The organism is Pseudoclavibacter sp. JSM 162008, assembly GCF_041366455.1.
GTDB lineage: Bacteria > Actinomycetota > Actinomycetes > Actinomycetales > Microbacteriaceae > Pseudoclavibacter.
The window spans coordinates 1-20,867 of sequence record NZ_JBEWYX010000019.1; the positions used below are offsets into that span (position 1 = coordinate 1).

Genomic DNA, 20,867 nt, shown 5'->3' on the forward strand with positions numbered 1-20,867 from the left:
CAACGGTCGCCTCGAGCATCTTCGAGGCTCGGCGCTCGGGTTCCGGAACCTCACGAACTACGTCGCGCGCAGCCTGCTCGAAGCCGGGGGCTTCAGGCCCCACCTACACCCTTGATTCCGAAGAGCCAAAAATCTCCTGGCAGCAGACCTGATCGTGATCCCGACCCACGACCTGGCTTACCCGACCGGCCAGAGTGTCTTACTCGAGGGCATGTCATCGGGCCGCCCTGTCGTGGTGACTCGAACAGCTGCCATGGCTGAGTACATAGAAGATGGCGTCTCGAACTTCTCAATGCCTCTCCACGATCCCGTCGGCGTTGCTTCAGTCATAGCAGAACTGCTCGCCGACCCAAAGAAGCTCGAGGAAGTCGGCAAGCGTGCACGTGAAGTCGTGGAATCTCGCTACACGTTCCAGCGCATGTGGAGAGAAATCTCCGGTCACCTCAGGCACTGTGCGGACCGATCTCGTGGTTGATCAAGGCCTGTCCGTTGATACGGATGACTCCGGGGGTCCACGCAAGCCTGATGAGTGCCTCCCGTTCAGTGAGCTGGTGCTGGACAGTCGCAGTTGAACGTGCGCTTCCAGCTTTGGCTGCAATCTCCGAGCGCGCCGCGGTGACGAGGAGCCTGCCGAATCAGTGTGGGTCCCGTGGGTGCCAACCCCAACCTGACGAGCGGCGACCAAGATCAGTGAATGCGCCTCGGGTGGGCCGCATGTCACCCTTATTGTTATGCGGCGATAATCAGTGCGGTGAATGTGTCAGCGGAAATGATAGGACCTGCGAATAAATCCGGATATCTAACGCTTTGGTATTCTCACTTGTAACCTCGCGATTATCGTTGTTCAGTGTGAGCTGACCACGATCAATCCTGCGACGGCCCCGGTGCACCATTTTCGTAGACGTGACGAATGGTGCTGCCGAGTGTTCATGGAGACCAGAGGCTGCAATGGTTCGGGCGTTCAACCCTAGCGGCCGATTCATACTGTAAGTCATTCTTGCGGTTGCCTCGTCGGCTGCCGAGCGGCTCCATGCCAAGAATTTGGAAGCAAATTTCGAAGTCTCATCGCGGGTTCCTCCACGAACTTCCACGAGGCCCATGCGAGTGGGACGGTCAGGACGAAGGCGACGAGAGCCGACAGCCAGGGACCCATCCAAGCTGTGCCGGACAGCGCAAGCAATTGCTGCACCGGGCACCCCCAGATGTAGATGCCATAGGAGATGTCGTTTTTCGAGCCGATTCGAATTCGGGCACGTGCCCCGATCCATAGCAGTACGTATGTAAACGGGATCTGGGCCAGTGTTTCCGCAACTCCGAATAACATCAGCGCGACGAAGATGATGGCCGCGAGTACAGCGGGCCAAAGCTCTAGTCTTATACGTTCTCCGAGGAAGTAAATTAACATGCCCGCGGCGAAAAAACCTCCCAGTCGGAGAAAGTTGAGGAATAGGTTTGTACTCACGTCGAGTACCGTCAGGGCCAAAATCTGAGCTACGATCGCGCAGGCGGTCGCTACTGCCGTCGCGGCAAGCGCGTGCTTTCGAACTACAGCCAGAGTCAGGAGCAATGCAGCTGCGAGATATGCGACAAATTCATAGAACAACGTCCAGAGTGATCCGTTCCAAGCCACGCTGAACGGAACGTTCATTAGGGTGTCGTCAATTCCCCATTGAAAGATGTAGAGCCCGGCATTTCGCACAACGTAATTCAAAGCGCTCGTTATGCTGTAGGTCTCACCGCTGAGAAGCGTGGAGAGGGGGGCCAGGAGGAACGCCGTGACCAACAGCACGCACCAGAACGCTGGAAAGATGCGAAGCGCGCGGTTCGTGACGAAGGCCGCAAAGGCTAGGCGCATGCGCGAGCCAGCAATCAGATATCCGGAGATGCCGAAGAAGCCGTTTACGGCCCAGCCAGATATAAACCCCAGTGGCGTCTCGCCGAACCCACCTATGGCCCAGGCGTGCCCCAAGATAACTGATGCTGCGAGGATAAGACGCACGAAGTTAAGCGCGTTGTCGCGATTCGATAAGGCGGAGCGAAGCGAGGAGTTCACGGTGTGAACCTAACAGGTAATTCTCAGGTTCACTAGGCTCGATCGTGTGATGTTCGGCGGCTCACAGCGCGGTGGGCTAGTGAATGGGTCGCTGGCCTCAGTGCCGGAGTGCCAAGCTGAGCAACGGGTTGATTGTAGGCGAGGCGCACCTCCGGTTCCAGGAACGATGCGTCCTTGCTAGTGCGCACTCTCTCTTCGGTGCCGTACCTCGCCCCCCGCTGTTGCGGTTGGCATCATCTTCGTCTCAGGCCTGACGGTGGTTTGCGAGATTCGCGGTCCTGCGGGTAGTGCGTTTCCCATCTTCGCCTGATAGTTCGTCCACGACCTCTCCGCTTGTCCACGATGCTTCGGCAACGAATCCCGGGCGGACGCTTCCCCTGATTGGATGCGGTCCGGCGCTCTGCGCCGGGTGGGTGTCACTGTCAGGTCTAGGAGGCATCTCCCACAGCGTGCTTTGCCCCCGAATCGAGAATCGATGTCTGGAGACTGGCTTGTTACGGGCCGCGTCTGCACTGGCGAGAGCCCGGCGCCTGCTGGGGAGGGTGGATGGCCCTCGAGCAGCCTCCTCGATCTAGTCTGCACGTTGCCCCTTGCTTGGCTGTCCTGGAAGGGTGTTGAAGAGCCAGCCATGCGGTTGCGGTACCTCGTGCCAGCCCGGGACACGTCGAAGGATCCGAGCCCCAGCTCGGCCCAAGCGCCACAAGCGGCTACTTCTGCGGACGATTCCCGCTCCCGAAACCGCGTGCCCCGCGCGACAGCAGCCAGGTACCGGAAGGCTGGTCGCCACCGTTGCGTCCCGATCTGGTGCGCAAGTGCACCACCGGGGGAACACATGTCTCGAACGAAGATCGTCGCGAGCGCTTTCGCGGCCACCGCACTCATCTGCTTCGGCTCGGCGATGCCGGCGAACGCAGCAACCGTAGCGAGCATGCCAGGGCCCATAACCGCCCTGACCACCACACCTGACCTCACCTGCAACGCGAATGTGGCAGGAGGGTCCGACGGACCACACTTCCAGCTCGGCGCGTCCTGCCTGACGGCCGTTGTTGCGGGCGGCACGCTCAACAGGCCCGCAGACTACCCATTACCCGGCTACCCAGATGCCGAGGTTCTGTTGCAGGATTGGTCGCCCATCGCTCAGGAAACATCCGGCAGTGGAACGCTCTTTGACCCCTTCGTCATCTCCACGGTCGTGGCCGGCGACCAGATTCAGGTCACCCAGGTCGACACGTATGCGTCTGGCTCGTCGTCGTTCACGTCCTCCGTTGAAGTCGAGAACGTCGGCAGCGTCGCCCTCGAGCCCATCGTCTACCGAGTCTCCGACTGTGCCCGCGCCGAGTACGACGTGCTCTCCTATGCCGCAGCGCCGACGGGTGACGGTTCGGTCGCCTGCAACAGCATGCAGGGCATCCCCACAGGACAGTGGGGTGAAGGAACGACGGCGGGCGACGACCTCGCGCAGCTCGTGCCGATCACACAGGGCAGCAAGTTCGAAGTCGACCAGGGGCGAGGTATCGGGGCTCATATCGCCCTCGAAGCGGAGTTCAACAACACTGCTCTGACGCTGGGCGGGGCCCGAGACAACTTCATCGGCTTGAGCTGGAAGCTTGATCTCGCCCCGGGGGCATCATCAAAAGTCGCCTTCCAGACGCACTTCTCGACGGAAGACCAGCGAGCAGTGCCCACCGCACTGACGCTGATGGACGGTGAAGGTGGTGAGAAGACCGTGACGGCCTCGTTCGGCACGGAGGAAGTTCCGACCGCTCTGTCTGGTTCACCACTCGTCAGGCTGCCCGCCGGAATCAGCTACGTCCCGGGTTCGTCCACGATCGGCGAGCCGATGGTCGTCGGCGACGTGCTCATGTTCACGGCACCCGTTGGGTCGACAGGCACAAGCTTCTCGTTCCGGATCGGAGGCGGCGAATCCGGAGCCAGCGGTGACCTGAAGCTCGCGGGCTCAACCATGGACGGCGTCGACTTCGTGCAGACGACGGTGCCGATCGAGATCGCGCCGTTCACACCAGAACCCACCTCGACGCCAAGCGCGACCCTGACACCAAGCCAACCACCGACGGTCGCGCCCACCGCCACCGCGTCGGTGTCGCCGACCGCGAGCACGACCGCACCTCCGGCCGCATCCACGCAGGCAACCGCCACCCCTGCCGCTACACCCGCGCCGGGTGCCCTCGCCACCACCGGCGCCGACGGCAACTTGGCGCCTCTCGGCATCGGAGCCGGGATCGTCCTGCTTCTCGGAGTGGGGGTCACCGCGCTGGCGTTGCGTCGCCGCATCGGGAGAGAGCACAGCTAGGCAACGACCCGCGGCACCGCTGAAACCGGCGGCTCGTACCCCTCTTGGGGCTGCGAGCCGCCGGTTTCTCGCCTCAGAAGAACATCTCCAGCGACAACCGCAGCGCCTCCTCGGTGAGCACCGCGGCCGTCGACAACCCCGCCGTCGCGATCAGCGCCCCGGGATGCGCCAACCCGACCACGACGGTACGCAACCTCGGCTGCTGCGCGAGGAACGCATCCGGAACCCTCGAACGCTGCTGTGACGGATGCTCCCGCCAGCCGCGCAGCTTCGACAGGAACCACGCGCACCGCAGCAGGAAGACGAGCCAGATAGCCAAGACGACCGGGAACATGAGGCCCGCGAACAGCTGGATGCCCGAATACGTGATCTCGTCCTCGCGGTTCTCAGCGATGAGCTGCAACAACGTCGACAGGCTGGCGCTCATGACCACAGACACGGTCCAGGCCACGAACCCGACGATGAGCGTCACGAACCGCACGAAGAAATGCCCGAACACGGAGTCGTGCGCGTCAAGGTGGCTGCGGGGCGTGTGCAGGAGCAGCGCGACCGTCGCAGAGAGCGCCGGCAAGGAACCCACCATGAGGACCGCCACCCACGCCACCGTCGGCCAATCAGCAAACCAGCCCACCACTGTCAGGCTGCCGAACACCACGAACCAAGCCCAGTTCCAGAGCAGCGGATGCGACACCAAGGTCGTCGGGAGCCGTCGGTCCACGGCGTCGAGCAGGCGGTGAGCGGACGGCACCCGCGCGGAGTTCATGCGCCAATCGTATTGCCGACCACGCCGAAGCCGAGCCACCGATTCGCGTTCCTGGACAGCCGCATCTCCGTGCGTTTTCAAGTGCCCTGACGGGATTCGATCACGCCGAAAAGGATGCCGCGAAATCGACCACCAAATAGTCCATGGAAGTAGTCCATGCGGGGTTCTGGACCGGGTCGAACGCGTCTAGCTTTGCGCTGTCAGTAGACCACCGGTGCACGACACCGAGTTCCACAGCGAAGGCCCCCCCGGCTTTCGCCCACGTCCCCTGGGGGTAGGAAACACATGCTCGATACCCAAGCGAACACGCCGCGCTCGACGGGCCTCAACCGACGTGACCTGCTCGGCGCCGCCGTCTGGACCACGCCCGTCATCGCCGTCGCAGTCGCCGCACCTGCTCAGGCCACCTCGACGGTCGAGTACCGCCCCTTCAGTGGCTCGCACATCGTCCTGACGACGGAAGACATCGACCAGCAGGGAACCGTCGACGGGGTCCCGACCTTCGCCCTGCAGGGAGAACCGGACAATCCAGTCGTCTACTTCGGGGCGAGCGTCGACGGGCTCCAAGCGACGCTCACGAGCTACACCGTCACCTACGAACTCCCATTCGCCGTCGACTGGGACGTCGTCGACCCGAAATGGAGCATGGTCGAGTCCGAGCCAGTTGACGGCTACTACACCTACACGCTCACCCCGCTCGCGCTGCCCGCCGGTCGCATCGACATGGAACGGCCCCTCAGTACCGGGCAGCCGTGGGCGGCAGATCAGACGAACTCCGTAGCTGCACCACAGTTCCACGGGATCGCCCGAGACGGAACCTGGTCGGTCGGCGGAACGCGGCCCTTCCAGGTCTCCAGCGTCAAGCACTACGACTTCATCGCCCACCTGCCGACCGGCGACGTGGTGGACAGCTTCCACCGCGAGCGAGTCACCGGGGGCGTTTGATCGCACGTCCGTCGCCATCGGCGCGCAACTCAGAATGCCGATTCAGATCCTTCCCGCGCGGTGCATGGCACAGCGGGGGAGTTCTGCCCTGCGCTGGACCGCACCGGTTCGGTTACAGTTGCCCCCGGGGTAACGAGCTGACGTGCCGTATGCCCACCGGTTCGTAGGGGGAAACTCGACTCGGTGAGAGCAGCCGCAACGCGAGGGGGACACGTGTCTTCCGCGCGCAGCTCAGCGCCCCGACGGCGCCGACCGAACCTGGTCGGCATCAAAGGGGGAAACACAATGTCACTTGACGACGTCCAGAACACGCAGAAGACGGTCGACCGCCGCAAGGTCCTCGGGGCAGCGGCCTGGGCCACGCCGGTGATCGCGCTCGCAGTTGCCACGCCAGCAGGCGCGACCTCGCAGATTCAATACCAGGCGCACTCCGGATCCGGGGCGACCATCGCCTACGGCTCCTACCAGGGCTCCGACAACAGCCAGGAGTTCGGACTCCTCGTGCAGGTTGTCAACACGTACGTCATCCCGTGGGCGACGTTCAGCGCCAACGTCCCCGGCCTCACGGCAACGGTCACGAACTTCGTCGCGACCTACGACTTCCCGTTCGCGGTGGATGTGCAGGAGATGAGCTCCGACTGGACGCTCACCGAGAGCGAGCCGGCCGGCGGACCCTTCACCTACACGTTCACGCCCAAGTCACTCCCATCGGCGCCCATCGAGATGCGCGAGCCGCTCGGAGACGCGACGCCGAACGTGATCACGCCAGAGAACTCGCTCATCGGGCCCAGCATGCTCGGGGTGGGCGTCAACCCGCCGCCCCACGGAACCACCGTCGCCGTGCCGTACACGCACACCTACGACTTCACGGTGACCTTCCCAAACGGCACGACGGTCAACGACAGCTACACCTTCACGGGAGCGCACGTGACCTCGCCCGAGTAACAGGCGCCGCCGCGTGGTGCAGCCCTCGTCCCAGTCCACGACTGCGGCGGGGGCTGCGGTGCCCAATGCCCCAGCGCCAGGATCCCTCCGTTTCTCCGTTTCTCCGTTTCTCCGTTTCTCCGTGCCCCGCGACTCGCGCTCGACTCGCGTACGCTCAACCGAGTGAAACCCAGACGACGCGCACGGAACAACCGTGCGCTCGCAGCCATCGGACTGGCCGTCGCGCTCGCCGTCACGGTGGCGCTCGCGGGGCTTCCCCTCTTCGTCTTCCCCTCCACGGACGAACCGAGCGAGGTCGACGCGATCGTCGTGCTCGGCCCGCCACGCGACGCGCGCATCCACGCCGCCCAGCAGCTCGCGGCCGAGGGCTACAGCGACACCATCGTCATCGCCGTGGACGACTACGGCATCGACGCAGCCATCAACATCGACGCCTGCGCACCGGACGCGGCGCCCAACCAGGCTGGACTCGTCACCCGCTGCCTCATCCCCGAACCCTTCACCACCGCCGGAGAAGCCCTCATGGTCGAGCGGCTCGCAGCGGCCGAGGGATGGGAGAGCGTGATGATCGTGACCAACGTCACCCACATCTCACGCGCCCGCATGATTTTCACCGACTGCCTCGGCGGGGGAGTGCTCGCCATCGATGACGGGGCGGGCATCGAAGACTCCAACTGGGCGTGGATGTACGCCTACCAGTCAGCGGCGTTCGTCAAGGCCCTCGTCGCGCCCACCTGCTGAATCGCGCGGCAGTTCTCTCGGGGCCAGGCACGCCCACCCGCGATGTCGGCGGCACTCGGTACGGTAGACGCATGACGACACGTCGCAACGAGGGGGCAGCATGACCGCGCTCGACCACACCACCGTGCAGTGGCGCAGGGTGTCGCCCAAGTACATCTGGTCAGAGCTCATCGGAGCCTTCTTCTGGGCCCTGATCGCACTCGCCGGCATCATCGCGATCCTCGTCATCCCCGACGTGCCGAAATGGGTTGCCGTGTTCCCCGGCGCCGGCCTCCTCGTGATTCTCATCTCCATCCCCTTCGAATGGCGCCGCGTGCGCGCCATCGGCTACCAGCTGCGCCAAGACGACCTCGTGTTCCGCCGCGGCCTCTTCTGGAGCCGCATGGTCGCAATCCCATACGGTCGCCTGCAGCTCGTCGACATCCAGCGCGGCCCGCTCACCCGGATCTTCGGGCTGTCGTCGCTCAAAGTCGTCACCGCGGCCGCAGTCACGAACGTGACGATCCCCGGCCTCGGATGGCAGGACGCGGAGAAGCTCAGAGACGACCTCGTCGCACTCGCCGAGACCCGCCGAGCTGGCCTCTGATGAGCGCGCCCACCCCACCAGGCAACTGGCAGCAGCCCGGGCCACCTCCGCCCATGGGCAGTGCACCGCACGGTGCCATGGCAGGGGGGCCGCTGCCCGGACCGGCGCTCGGGCAGGGCTCCGACCTCATCGACGGCGAATGGCACAGACTCCACCCGCTGACGCCGCTCCTCCGCGTCGGCGTGTTCGTCATCGCCATCGGTGCCTTCCTCATCAACCAGTCATGGCAGACGATCACGAGCTTCCTCTTCCCGCAGCTCGACGAGTACAGCGGCGCAGAGTACGACCCGACCAACATGGTGCTCCGCAACGAGGGCTGGCTGTTGTGGGTCGCGCTCGGCATCCTGGCCGTCATCCTCATCCTCGGGTTCTTCAGCTACCTGTCGTGGCGCTTCTCGCAGTTCCGCGTCAGCGACACGACCATCGAACTGCAGACCGGCGTGCTGTTCCGCAAGAGCCGCCAGGCGCGACTCGACCGCGTGCAGGACATCAACATCCAGCGCCCCCTCGTCGCCCGCATCGTCGGCGCCTCGAAGATCGAGATCGGCGTCGCCGGCGAGAATGCCAACATCCAGCTCGTCTACGTGCGCACACGCGACGCCGACGGCATCCGCGCCGGAATCCTTCAGCGCGCGTCCGGAGCGAAGCGCAACGAGCGCCAAGCCCAGGCGCAGGGGTACGCCCACGCCGGGCAGCCAGGCGCACCGGGGTCAGCCGACGGCAGCCCGTCGGCGCCCGGATACGGTCCCGCGAGCGGCTCGGGCGATGCGGCCTCGCAGACCCAGCAGAAGCCGCCGACCGCAGAGCAGCTGCGCACACGAGCATCCGAATTCTTCGCCCAACGAGTCGAAGAGCTCACGAGTCCCGAACTCGCCCCAGGCGAGGCCGCACCGCAGTCCGTCGTGCGACTCCCACCATGGCGGCTCGTCGTGGCCAACCTCGTCAACCCGTGGCTCATCGTCATCCTCGTGGCCCTCATCGCCGGCCTCATCGTCACCTTCACCTTCGGGTTCTGGTGGGTCCTCTTCTCGATCCTGCCCCTCGGCGCCGTCTTCTTCGCCGTCACCGTCGGACAGATCCTGCCGTCGCTGAACTACAGCATCGCCGCCACCCCGGATGGCGTCCGCGTCGGCCGCGGACTCCTCACCACCAGCAACGACACGGTCCCGCCCGGCCGCATCCACGCCGTGCAGGTCTCGCAGCCGCTCTTCTGGCGACCCTTCGACTGGTGGATGGTGCGCATCACCCGCGCCGGCACCGAACAGGTCTCCTCAGACGGATCCCAGAACCAGGCGGCGCTCACCCGCAACCTCGTCCTCCCCGTCGGCACCCGCGCCGAGACCGAACGTGTCCTCGCGCTGCTGCTCCCCATGCTCGTCGACGACGAAGTGCGCCGACTCATCGAGTTGGGCATGTACAGCAAGGGCAACGACGACTACTTCGTCACCGCGCCGAAACGAGCCGCATGGATGCGCCCGTTCTCCTGGAAGCGGCACGGGTTCCGCCTGGACAACCGCGCGCTCTACCTGCGCTTCGGCGCATGGTCGCGCAAGCTCACGATCGTCCCCGCAGAGCGGATGCAGTCCATCGGCCTCGACCGCGGGCCCATCGGCTACTTCGCCAACGTCGTCAACCTTCACGCCCACACCGTGCTCGGCCTCGGAGTGACAACGCGCATCGGCATGGTCGACGGCAACATCGGAGTCCGACTCTTCGACGACGTGTCCGCCGTCGCCATCCGCGCCGCGAACCTCGACACCTCCCACCGGTGGCGCGAAGCCGCCACGCTCAGCGCCATCGCAACCGCACGCATGCGCGTCGCCGACGCGGCAGCGCGCGGTATCCCCGTCGACAGCCAGACCACCGCTGTGCTGCAAGCAGAACGCGAGTACCAGCACGCGCTCGCCCAGAGCGGCCTGCAGGTGACGACGACGCCACCCGTCGCGCAGCCCCAGGCCGCGCAGAACGCTGCACCGGCCCCGGACCTGTCCCGGATCCCCGCGCAGTTCGGGTCCGTGGGGTCCGCACCCGGAGGAGCCGCCGTGCAACCCGCGGGATTCGGTTCCACCGCATCCCCGTCGACGGATGCGCCCGCGCCCGCGTCCGCGCCGCCCGCGCCAGCGCCCTCGCAGATCGGTCCCGTTCCGGGCGCGCCGACGAACGGCGCCTGGGCGCCGGTCTCCTGGGAGCCCGTCGCCACGACGCCGGCCGGTCCAGAGTCTGCGATCGACACAACGCCGACACCGATTCAGACTCCAGCGACGATCGGGCCCGCGCCGGCCGGGACAGCGCCGCGCATCCCGAGCGCACCGCGCATCCAGAGCCCACCGCCGGGGCCTGCCCCGTCCACCGCACCGGAGTCAGCTAGCGCCGCGCCGTCAGGACCTCCGGTCGAGGAGGCGCCGAAACCAGTGGACTCCGCGCCGTCAGGACCTGCAGGCGACGAGGCGCCGCAGCCGCTCACACGTCGCCAGCTGCGCGAGCAGCGCCAGAACGGCATCGTGCCGCCGCCGAGCCCAGAACCGCACCGCGGGCAGCCCTCGGAGGACGGCGCGTGACCGGCCGGGAAGGGCGCCTCGGCATCGGTCTCGTCGGCGACTCGCCCACCGGGCTCATCGTCGCGACCGCCCTCGCCGCCGCAGGACACGCGCTCGTCGGAGTCGCCACAGAATCCGAGGAAGCCACCGAACGCGCATCCGCCATGCTGCCCGGTGCCCCCAAGCTCACTCAGCGTCAGGCCATCGAGCGCAGCGAGCTCGTCATCCTCGCCTACGACGAGGCCGACCTCGAAACGCGCGTCCTCGAGCTGTCCGAAGCACGCGCCTGGGTGGCAGGGCAACTCGTCCTGCACACCGTCGCCGGCCGCGGCACCGCCGTTCTCGGCACCGCCCTCGACCGAGGCGTCATTCCCCTCGCCGTGCACCCCGCCATCGAGATCACCGGCACGAGCCTCGACCTGCACCGCCTCAAGGAAGCCTGGTGCGCCGTCACCGCCCCCCGCCCAGTGCTCCCCATCGCACAGGCCCTCGTCGTCGAACTCGGCGCCGAACCGGTCATCATCCAAGAACAGGACCGCCCCACCTACGCGGAAGCACTCCACACCGCGACCGAGTTCACCCGCTCCATCGTGAAGCAGGCGACCGAGCTGCTCTCCGGAATCGGCGTCGAGAACCCAGGCTTCATGCTCTCCAGCCTCGTCCGCTCAGCCGCAGACAACGCCCTCAGCGACGCCAACCCGCTTCCCCTCGACCCGCTCGACGGTACGCTTCCTGAGGCGGACCCGCGCTCGTAGCAGCAACCGCCGGTTCCAAGGAGGGCACTTGCCACACGTTCTGACCACGATCGCCGAAGCCAAGGAAGTGCTCCGGGAGATCGCGAAAAGCGACACCATCGCACTCGTCCCCACGATGGGCGCCCTCCACGACGGGCACCTCTCGCTCGTCGACATCGCCAAACGCAGCGCCACCAAGACCGTGGTCTCCGTCTTCGTGAACCCCATGCAATTCGCGCCAGGCGAAGACTTCGAACGCTACCCGCGCACCTTCGACGACGACCTCGCCAAGCTCGACCAAGCCGGCGTCGACTACGTCTTCGCGCCAGCCGTCGACGACATGTATCCAGAAGGCGTCAAGCAGACGCGCGTCGTCGGCGGATACGCGGCCGGCCTCCTCGAAGCAGCGCACCGCCTCGCGCACTTCGACGGCGTCCTCACCGTCGTGACCAAGCTCTTCAACATCGTCCGCCCGAACGTCGCCGTCTTCGGCGAGAAAGACGCGCAGCAGCTGTTCCTCGTGCGCCGCCTCGTGCGCGACCTCAACCTCGACATCGACGTCGTCGGCGCCCCCATCATCCGCGAAGACGACGGCCTCGCCCTGTCCAGCCGCAACCGCTACCTCTCCACCGAAGAACGCGCCGCCGCACTCAGCCTCGTCCGCGCCCTCACCGCCGCCGCATCCAACGGCGACCGCGGGATCCGAGAGATGATCTCCCAGGCTCAAGGCGCGCTCATGGACGAGAAGCTCGTCAAGATGGACTACGTGTCCATCGTCGACCCCGAGACGTTCGCGCTCGTCAACGAGGCATACACGGGCAAAGCGATCGTGCTCGTCGCCGCCAAGGTCGGCACAACCCGCCTCATCGACAACATGAGCGCGTACGTCGGCGAGTACCGCTAGACAGGCACGACCCGCGCACCACATCCGCACGTCCGACGCGCATCCAGCGCGTCGCTAGGCTAGAGATCCGCCGACCCAAGGGGAACACACACATGAGCTTTCGCATCCTGACGGTCTGCACCGGCAACATCTGCCGCTCACCGCTCGCGGAGCAGCTGCTGCGCGACGGTCTCAAAGACCTCCCCGGCGTCACCGTCGAAAGCGCCGGCACCGGAGCCCTCGTCGGCAGCGGCATGCCGCAGCAAGCCCTCGCCCTCGCCGCCCAGTACGGGGTGACGGATGCCGCAGCACACATCTCCAGGCAGCTCACCGAGGACATCGCCCGCAGCGCAGGCCTCGTCCTCGCGCTCTCCCGCGACCACCGGCAGCGCATCGTCGAGCTCGCCCCCTCCGTCGTACGACGCACCTTCACCCTGCGCGAGTTCGCCCACATCGCCAGCCAGGTCACCGCCGAGGACCTCGAGGAGACCTACGAGGCGCCAGGCGCCAGCTCAGGCTCACGCCGCTCGCGCCGCGAAGCGCTCGACAACGCCAGCGACGGGGCCGCCGCCGGCGCCTCCGACCAGGACATCGTCGCCGCAGCCCTCGCCGCCGCAGTCGGCGCGGCCGCACCGCTACGCGGCGTCGTCGCCCCACTCGAGAACGCCAGCGACTACGACGTCGTCGACCCGTTCCGCCGCTCCGACGAGACCTACCAGCGCTCCGGACGCGAGCTCGTGCCTGCCGCCGAGACCATCGTCGCCTACCTCGAAGGCGTCGTCGACTGGGCCAGGGCGCGCGCCTCGTAACCACGCCGAGGCCCGCCGGTTCGCGCGACGGCTCGAAGTGCACCAAACTGGGGGAGTGCGTTTCCGAGCGCTGTTCGTCGCGCCCGGGACACGCATCCACACCCAGACGCACGAACCGCAAGGAGCCCGAATGGCCGACGCGCCCACCCAAGACGCACTCTCCGAGGCGGAAGCCTCCGAGCAGAAGCAGGTGCGTCTCGACAAGCGCGCGCGGATGCTCGAATCAGGCATCGCCCCCTACCCGCTCACGCTCCCCATCACGCACACCATCGCCGAGGTGCGTGCCGCCCACGCCGAGCTCGAAGACGGTGCCTCCACCGGCGAGCGAGCCGGAGTCGCTGGCCGCATCGTGCACCTCCGCAACACCGGCAAGCTGTGCTTCGCGAGCATCCAGTCGGGCGACGGCTCGCGCATCCAGATCATGCTGTCGCTCGCGGTCGTCGGCCAGGAGCAGCTGGACCTGTGGAAGGAGTACGTCGACCTCGGCGACCACATCTTCGCGGCCGGCGAGATCATCTCCTCGCGACGCGGCGAGCTGAGCATCATGGCCGACGAATGGAAGATGGCGTCGAAGGCCGTGCGCCCGCTCCCCAACCTGCACAGTGAGCTCAGCGAGGAGACGCGCGTCCGCCAGCGCTACCTCGACCTCATCCAGCGCCCAGTCGCCCGGGATGTTGTCGTCGCGCGCGCGAAGACCAACGCGTCGCTGCGCCAGACGTTCGCTAACCACGAGTTCCTCGAGGTCGAGACGCCCATGCTGCAGACCATGCACGGTGGTGCCGCGGCCCGCCCGTTCGTGACGCACTCGAACGCCTTCGACACGGAGCTGTTCCTCCGCATCGCGCCCGAGCTGTACCTGAAGCGCGCCGTCGTCGGCGGCCTCGACCGCGTCTTCGAGATCAACCGCAACTTCCGCAACGAGGGTGCCGACTCGACGCACAGCCCCGAGTTCGCGATGCTCGAGGCCTACCAGGCGTACGGCGACTACAACTCCATCGCCGACCTCACGCAGGAGCTCGTGCAGAACGCCGCCCTCGCCGTCTCCGGATCGCACGTCGTCACGTGGACGGACGGCACCGAGTTCGACCTGGGCGGCGACTGGGACCGCGTGTCCATGTACCCGTCGCTCTCCGAAGCCGCCGGCGTCGAGATCACGCCATCCACGCCGCTCTCCGAGCTCCTCGCACTCGCCGAGAAGGTGGAAGTCGAGGTCAGCCACCCCACGCACGGCAAGCTCGTCGAAGAGCTGTGGGAGCACTTCGTGAAGGACCACCTCACGCGCCCGACCTTCGTCATGGACTTCCCTGTCGAGACGTCGCCGCTCACCGCATCCCACCGCTCCATCCCCGGCGTGGTCGAGAAGTGGGACCTGTACGTCCGCGGTTTCGAGCTGGCCACGGGCTACTCCGAGCTCATCGACCCCGTCGAGCAGCGCGCCCGCTTCGTCGAGCAAGCCGCCCTCGGTGCAAAGGGCGACGTGGAGGCGATGCGCGTCGACGAGGAGTTCCTCACGGCCCTCGAGCACGCCATGCCCCCGTCCGGCGGCATGGGCATGGGCATCGACCGCCTCCTCATGGCGATCACCGGCCTCGGCATCCGTGAGACGGTGCTCTTCCCGCTCGTGAAGTAGCCCGCTCTCGCGAGTGTCTCCAAGTGCCGGGCGTGGGGCATCCCGCTTCCGCTGAGGTTCGAATCGCGCATGCACCCCTGGATAACATCGAGCGGCGTCGTGAGCTCGAGCGTCTCGGGTGGATCGTGATCCAGGTGACCAGGCGCGACATGAGAGACCCGAGCGGGCTCTTCGCGCGACTGCGGGTAGCGATGCTCGCCCGATCATCTAAAACCCCGCCGGTGTCTTCGCCCACGCCTGACGACCACAATTCCGCTCTGACGTCGAACCGCGGAGTCCGTGGCGGCCCTATGGTCGCCAGATCGCGGGTTCGACGACCACAAGACCGCCCTGCGCGGAGGTACGTGAAACTCGCGGCGGCGCACGATGGTCGGCGCTGCCAGCAGAGGTCTCAGCTCTCGGAGCTCGCGTGCTCCTCACCGTCGACGCGATACTCGACCTCGGCGACGATCTTCCGGAGCGCGTAGATCGTGACGGACCGGCGCTGACTGGGTGGATCCCACCCAGTGTGGTGCGTGAACTCCAGCTGCTGCAGATCTTCGAGGGCGGTGGATGCGGCGCTGAGTCGTGGGGAGAGGTCGTCGTCGGGGTCTTCCCACGCGCGGATGAGCTGCGCGATCTGCTCGCCCGCCGCGGCGAGGGCTCGCCTCGAGTCCGCTTGCGTCTCGCTCCAGGACCGCTCGAGGAACGGCTCCTGCAGTTCCTCGATGTGTCGGACGATGCGGCTGAGACTGTCGAGCTGGCCTTGGGCCGAGTTGCTGTCGAACTTCGACCGGAGTCGCCGCGCGTTGCCTCGCAAGTTGTCCTGGACCTCGCCGACGAGGGACTTGGCGTCGGTGAGCTGAGTCTCGAGGCGACGAAGCGAGGCGCGCCAGTCGTCGAGCGCGTCTTGAGGGAGCTCCTCACCGGGGAGCTCGGTGGCGCGTTTGATGGCATCAGCGGCCGCGGTCTTGACCGTGCCGAGGGCCTCGAGCGCCTGCTTCGTCCCGGTCGTCGGCGGAATCAGCAGGTTCAGCCCCACGCCGATGGCGGCTCCGACGGCCATCTGCACGACGTAGCCGATCGAGAAGCCGTCCGGGTTCGCGCCGCCGACGACGAACACGAAGAGCGCCGCGATCGGGATGTAGTCGCGTCCAGCCCCAAAGGCGGGGATGCCGGCCAGCAGCGTCCCCACTCCGACGGCGACGGGAACGGCGAGCGCTACGGGGGTCCCCAGGGTGACGAGCGCGCCGGATGCGAGCACGCCGAGGAGCACCCCGACCACGACCTGCACGCTCGACCGCACTGATCCGGCGACGGTCGGCACGCTTGCGACCAACGCGCCGAGAGGTGCGTAGTAGGCGTACGCGTTTGCTTCCCCGGGGACGAGGTGACCCGCGTACCAGGCGAGGGTCGCAGCCGCTGCCGTCTTGGCGACGTGCAGGAGCCGGGACGGGGTGACGGCGGGAAGGAGGGCGCGGACGATTCTGTGCATCGACTCAACTCTGGCGGTTGCGACTTCGGGCACGCTCAGGGTTGACACGCGCCGAGTGTTCGGGGTGCGCAGCAACGGCGAAGGCGGGGCGGATGCACGTGCATCCGCCCCGCCTCCGGTCCCGATTCGAGTCCTGACTACAGTTCGGTCGGGCTCCCCGTGCTCGCATCCGTGTCAGACGAGGATGCGGCAGAGCTCACGATGGGCATCTGGTTCGTCTGAGGTCCGGCGACCGGCACGCTCATGACCGGTGCCCGACGCAGCCACGGGAACTTCGGGCGCTTCGGCTCACGCTCCACGGGCTCTTCCACTTCGAGGCCGTAGAAATCACCGATGTGGTCGACGAATGCGGCGCGACGCGCCCGCTCATACGCGCGCTTCTCACGTCCGAACGCGACGGCCGTCGCCCAGCAGGTGAGCAGGAGCACAACCGAGAACGGCAGCGCGATGCTGATCGCCGCTGTCTGCAGAGCGTTGAGTCCACCGGCCAGCAGCAGTGCTGTCGCCAGCACGGAGGTGATGACGGCGAAGAAGGCCCGCACCCAGTTCTTCGGCTCAGCCTGCCCGCCGGACGCGAGCATGCCCATGACGAGGGCACCGGAATCTGCAAACGTGATGAAGAAGATAGCGATCAGGATGATCGCGCCGATGGTGAGCACGGCACCACCCGGGAGTTGCGCGAGCATCTGGAACAGCGCACCCTCGACATCCACCGAGCCATCTGACTGCACGAAGTCCGTCACGCCGTTCAGCTGCATCCACAGCGCCGTGCCACCCAGGACCGCGAACCAGAGGAACGTCACGAGCGTTGGTACGAGCATGACACCTGTCACGAACTCGCGGACAGTGCGGCCACGCGAGATGCGCGCGATGAAGACGCCAACGAAGGGCGCCCACGACATCCACCAGCCCCAGTAGAAGGTGCTCCAGGACGACTGCCAGTCGATTCCGGCCTCGCCGGAGAACGCACTGGTCGAGAACGTGAGGCTGACGAAGTTCTGCAGGTAGTTTCCGATCGACTGCACGAAGTCGCGGAGCAGGAACTGGCTGGGGCCGACGATCAAGATGAACAGGAGCAGCCCGGCCGCGAGGATCAGGTTCGTGTTCGAGAGCCATTTCATGCCCTTGCCGACACCCGAGAGGACCGAGAACAGGACGAACGCGGTGATGACGACGATGATCGCGATCGACGCGGTGGTCGACGGCTCGAGGATGCCGGCGGCGTCGAGACCGGATCCGATCTGCAGGACGCCCAGTCCCAGGGAGGTCGCCACGCCGAAGATCGTCCCGACCAGGGCGACGACGTCGATGAGGTTGCCCCAGCCGCCACGCACACGGCGGCCGAGAAGCGGTTCGAGGGCCCACCGCACGCTGACCGGTCGGCCGCGGCGGTGGATGGCATATGCGAGCGCGAGGCCGAGCACGATGTAGATCGACCAGGCGTGCACGCCCCAGTGCAGGTAGGTCTGCGAGAGCGCCTGCTGGGCGAGCTGGTTCTCAGTGCCGGTCACACCGGGCTTGGGATCGATGAAGTGGCTGAGCGGCTCACTCACTCCGTAGAAGACGAGACCGATGCCCATCCCCGCCGCGAAGAGCAGGGAAAGCCAGCTCAGGTTCGAGAACTCCGGCTTGTCGTCGTCCTTGCCGAGCTTGATGTCGCCGTACTTGCCGAAGCCCATCCAGAGGCTGAACGCGACGAAGAACGCGGCGATGAGCACGTAGTACCAGCTGAAGTTCCGGACGATCCACGATTGCACCGCGCTGAAGACGGTGTCCGCGGCGCTGGGCGCGACGATCGAGAACCCCGCGAAGGCCAGGACGATGATCGCGGCGGGCCAGAACACCCACCGTTTGATCGCAGGCGGGACCCGTTTGTCAGGGACGGTTGCATCCGTCAGGCCAGGGGAATCTGGTGTAGGGGAGCTGGAAGTCACTGCGTCAATGGTACGCGAGCTGCGAGAAATCGCTAGTTGGCCTAGGTATCTGGGTTGTCGAAGGTCAGGAGGGCTCGCTGCGAACCAGCTCGTGAACGCCCGAGATGATCTCGTCCGGGCGGAACGGGTACCGCTCGATCTCGCGCTGATCGCTGATGCCCGTCAGCACGAGCACGGTGTGCAGGCCAGCCTCCATGCCCGCGACGATGTCGGTGTCCATCCGGTCGCCGATCATGGCCGTGTTGTGCGAGTGGGCACCGATCTTGTTGAGCGCCGAGCGGAACATCATCGGGTTCGGCTTGCCGACCACGTAGGGCTCGCGGCCCGTGGCCTTCGTGATGAGCGCCGCGATCGCACCCGTCGCTGGCAACGGGCCGTCCGCGCTCGGACCGGTCGCGTCCGGGTTCGTGACGATGAAGCGCGCGCCGTTGCCGATGAGGCGGATCGCCTTCGTGATGGCATCGAACGAGTAGTTGCGCGTCTCGCCGACGACCACGAAGTCCGGGTCGGTCTCGGTCATGATGTAGCCGGCCTCGTGCAGGGCAGTCAGGAGGCCGGCCTCGCCGATCACGAACGCCGAGCCACCGGGCAGCTGCTGCTTCAGGAAGTCCGCCGTCGCGAGCGCCGAGGTCCAGAGTCGATCCTCCGGCACGTTGATGCCACCAGCGCGCAGTCGGGCTGCGAGGTCTCGCGCCGTGAAGATGGAGTTGTTCGTGAGCACCAGGTACGGGGTGTCGTCATACTGCCACTGCGCCAACAGCTCCACCGCGCCGGGCAGCGCCGCCTGCTCGTGCACGAGCACGCCATCCATGTCAGTGAGCCAGCATTCGACGTTCGAGCGATCGACCATGCCCTCAGCCTAGGTGGACCCACCGACAGACGGGCGGTCGATCCCAGACTCGCCGGGGCGGAGAGGGGATCGCGTAGACTCTTTCCATCATGGACTTCTTCCTCAACGCACTCTGGTCGATCATCCCGACGGTGATCATCGGGGCCGCGTTCTTCTGGATCCTGACGTCGATCCTCTCCGGCGATCGCCGCGAGCGTGCCATGGCCGACAAGATCGAGCGCGAAGAACGCGCCCGCCTCGGCCTTCCGCAGCTCGACGCGAACAGCTAGCACCCCTTCTTCCTCTCCATCCTGACCTCCTCGCTGACGAGGGGGTCAGTTCTCGTCGTCTGGACCCGGCCCATGTCATTCCTGCTCAACTGGGCGTCGCCCAAGCCGCTCGGCGCGCCGTTCCGGTTCCTGTTGTCTTCCTCGCTGTTCTCGAACCTCGCCGACGGCATCCTCATCGCGGCGGGGCCGCTGCTTGTCGCGAGCCTCACCCGTGACCCGCTGCTCGTCTCGCTCGCGCTCGTCGTCCAGCAGCTCCCGTGGCTCGTGTTCGGTCTCTTCGCCGGTGTCGTCGCCGACCGTCTTCCTCGCGTCGCGATCATCGTCGCGGGGGCTCTGAGCAGAGTCCTGATGCTGGCGATCATCGGCGCGCTTGTGCTGACCGACACCATCAACCTGCCGGTCCTCTACGTCGCCCTGTTCCTCGTCGGCTCGGCCGAGGTGTTCACCGACAACGCGTGGACCTCGATCGTGCCGGACCTCGTGCCCTCGAAGGAGCTCGGCATCGGGAACTCGCGACTCATCGCGAGCCAGACCGTCATGAACCAGCTGGCCGGACCCGCGATCGGCGGGGCGCTGTTCGCCGCGGCGCACGCGATCCCGTACGGCGTGACGGTCGTGGCACTGCTCTTCGCCGTGGTCCTGGTCTCGCGCATCACATCGCCACCGGTCTCGACGGCGACGACGGGGCCGATCGAGACGGTGCGCTCGGTCGCACGCGTGCGCCGCGACATCGCCAAGGGCTTCGCCTGGCTGTGGCAGAACCCGCCGGTGCGCACGCTCGCGATCATCCTCTTCGCCTTCAACATCACCTACGGAATGACGTACGGGGTGCTCGTGCTCTACGCGAAGCAGCGCCTGGGGCTCGACGACGCCGGATACGGCCTCCTGCTCGCCGTCTCGGCGCTAGGTGGGCTGGTGGGCACGGCGTTCTATGCCCGCCTCGAGCGTCGGTTCTCCTATACGAGCCTCATACGCGCCTGCCTCGCGCTCGAGACCGTGCTCCATCTTGTGCTCGCGGCGACAGCAAACGTCATCGTCGCAGGCGCGACCATGTTCGTCTTCGGCATGTATACGGTCATCTGGGCAACGCTCGCGAGCACGATCCGGGGCCGTGCCGTGCCGAGCCGGATGCGCGGCCGGGTGTCGAGCGTCTACTTCCTCGGCATGATCGGCGGGATGGCGATCGGGACGTTCGTGGGCGGGCTCATCGGCCAGGGGTTCGGCATCGTCGCGACGATCTGGGTCGCGTTCGGGGTCAGCATCCTCATCCTGGCGCTCGTCTGGAGGTCACTGGTCAACGTGGGTCGAGCGGGTGCTCTGAGGGAGCACCCAGATAGCTCCGGGGAGCGCGGCGTAACCTGATCGGCATCGTGCTGGATCGAGGACGCGGAGGAGGGTACTGA

The 20,867-nt window shown here is 66.4% G+C and carries 18 protein-coding genes; 13 read left to right on the plus strand and 5 right to left on the minus strand.

Going from position 1 to position 20,867, the window contains the following annotated elements; all coding sequences use genetic code 11:
* Nucleotides 1-136: 136 nt before the first annotated feature.
* Nucleotides 137-475 (plus strand): glycosyltransferase, encoded by a 339-nt coding sequence (locus ABVF28_RS14350; protein ID WP_371031051.1) that lies wholly within the window; start codon nt 137-139, stop codon nt 473-475.
* A gap of 516 nt (nt 476-991) precedes the next feature.
* On the opposite strand, the gene ABVF28_RS14355 is transcribed toward ABVF28_RS14350, so the two are convergent.
* Nucleotides 992-2,053 carry an acyltransferase family protein gene (locus ABVF28_RS14355; protein ID WP_371031002.1) on the minus strand — a complete coding sequence of 354 codons (1,062 nt, stop codon included), beginning with the start codon at nt 2,051-2,053 and terminating at the stop codon, nt 992-994.
* A gap of 832 nt (nt 2,054-2,885) precedes the next feature.
* On the opposite strand from ABVF28_RS14355, the gene ABVF28_RS14360 reads away from it, so the two are divergent.
* On the plus strand, nt 2,886-4,364 hold the full coding sequence (locus ABVF28_RS14360; protein ID WP_371031003.1) for a hypothetical protein: 1,479 nt from the start codon (nt 2,886-2,888) through the stop codon (nt 4,362-4,364).
* Between the two features lie 73 nt (nt 4,365-4,437).
* Here the strand turns inward: ABVF28_RS14360 and ABVF28_RS14365 are convergent, their stop codons facing one another.
* Nucleotides 4,438-5,127, minus strand: coding sequence for a hypothetical protein (locus tag ABVF28_RS14365; protein WP_371031004.1), 690 nt, complete (start codon nt 5,125-5,127; stop codon nt 4,438-4,440).
* Between the two features lie 285 nt (nt 5,128-5,412).
* Between ABVF28_RS14365 and ABVF28_RS14370 the strand changes: the two genes are divergently transcribed.
* From ABVF28_RS14370 to lysS, 9 genes are all read left to right on the plus strand, one after another.
* Nucleotides 5,413-6,072 carry a hypothetical protein gene (locus ABVF28_RS14370; protein WP_371031005.1) on the plus strand — a complete coding sequence of 220 codons (660 nt, stop codon included), beginning with the start codon at nt 5,413-5,415 and terminating at the stop codon, nt 6,070-6,072.
* 285 nt (nt 6,073-6,357) lie between these two features.
* Nucleotides 6,358-7,017 carry a hypothetical protein gene (locus tag ABVF28_RS14375; protein WP_371031006.1) on the plus strand — a complete coding sequence of 220 codons (660 nt, stop codon included), beginning with the start codon at nt 6,358-6,360 and terminating at the stop codon, nt 7,015-7,017.
* A 162-nt stretch (nt 7,018-7,179) separates the two neighbouring features.
* The gene (locus ABVF28_RS14380) at nt 7,180-7,758 is read left to right on the plus strand and encodes a YdcF family protein (protein ID WP_371031007.1); all 579 of its coding nucleotides are present in this window, start codon (nt 7,180-7,182) and stop codon (nt 7,756-7,758) included.
* Between the two features lie 100 nt (nt 7,759-7,858).
* Nucleotides 7,859-8,344: a PH domain-containing protein gene (locus tag ABVF28_RS14385; RefSeq protein ID WP_104311004.1), complete on the plus strand. Its 486-nt coding sequence runs from the start codon at nt 7,859-7,861 to the stop codon at nt 8,342-8,344.
* Entirely contained in the window at nt 8,344-10,902 is a 2,559-nt protein-coding gene (locus ABVF28_RS14390) for a PH domain-containing protein (protein ID WP_371031008.1), read from the plus strand. The genes ABVF28_RS14385 and ABVF28_RS14390 overlap by 1 nt, the downstream gene beginning before the upstream one ends.
* Nucleotides 10,899-11,636: a DUF2520 domain-containing protein gene (locus ABVF28_RS14395; protein WP_371031009.1), complete on the plus strand. Its 738-nt coding sequence runs from the start codon at nt 10,899-10,901 to the stop codon at nt 11,634-11,636. The genes ABVF28_RS14390 and ABVF28_RS14395 overlap by 4 nt, the downstream gene beginning before the upstream one ends.
* 28 nt (nt 11,637-11,664) lie before the next feature.
* Complete coding sequence (gene panC, locus ABVF28_RS14400) at nt 11,665-12,519, plus strand: pantoate--beta-alanine ligase (protein WP_371031010.1); 855 nt, start codon at nt 11,665-11,667, stop codon at nt 12,517-12,519.
* A 92-nt stretch (nt 12,520-12,611) separates the two neighbouring features.
* Nucleotides 12,612-13,307, plus strand: a complete 696-nt coding sequence (locus ABVF28_RS14405; RefSeq protein WP_371031011.1) for a low molecular weight phosphatase family protein — start codon at nt 12,612-12,614, stop codon at nt 13,305-13,307.
* A gap of 130 nt (nt 13,308-13,437) precedes the next feature.
* Nucleotides 13,438-14,937 (plus strand): lysine--tRNA ligase, encoded by a 1,500-nt coding sequence (gene lysS / locus ABVF28_RS14410; RefSeq protein ID WP_371031012.1) that lies wholly within the window; start codon nt 13,438-13,440, stop codon nt 14,935-14,937.
* Between the two features lie 391 nt (nt 14,938-15,328).
* Here the strand turns inward: lysS and ABVF28_RS14415 are convergent, their stop codons facing one another.
* The 3 genes from ABVF28_RS14415 to ABVF28_RS14425 all read right to left on the minus strand — a co-directional run bounded on the left by ABVF28_RS14415 (nt 15,329) and on the right by ABVF28_RS14425 (nt 19,195).
* A complete protein-coding gene (locus ABVF28_RS14415; RefSeq protein ID WP_371031013.1) occupies nt 15,329-16,411 on the minus strand; it encodes a hypothetical protein in 1,083 nt (360 codons plus the stop codon).
* 137 nt (nt 16,412-16,548) lie between these two features.
* Nucleotides 16,549-18,309: a BCCT family transporter gene (locus ABVF28_RS14420; RefSeq protein ID WP_371031052.1), complete on the minus strand. Its 1,761-nt coding sequence runs from the start codon at nt 18,307-18,309 to the stop codon at nt 16,549-16,551.
* Between the two features lie 100 nt (nt 18,310-18,409).
* Entirely contained in the window at nt 18,410-19,195 is a 786-nt protein-coding gene (locus ABVF28_RS14425) for an HAD-IIA family hydrolase (RefSeq protein ID WP_371031014.1), read from the minus strand.
* A gap of 89 nt (nt 19,196-19,284) precedes the next feature.
* Between ABVF28_RS14425 and ABVF28_RS14430 the strand changes: the two genes are divergently transcribed.
* Nucleotides 19,285-19,464 (plus strand): hypothetical protein, encoded by a 180-nt coding sequence (locus ABVF28_RS14430; protein ID WP_104251852.1) that lies wholly within the window; start codon nt 19,285-19,287, stop codon nt 19,462-19,464.
* Between the two features lie 72 nt (nt 19,465-19,536).
* Entirely contained in the window at nt 19,537-20,826 is a 1,290-nt protein-coding gene (locus ABVF28_RS14435) for an MFS transporter (RefSeq protein ID WP_371031015.1), read from the plus strand.
* Nucleotides 20,827-20,867 lie beyond the last annotated feature (41 nt).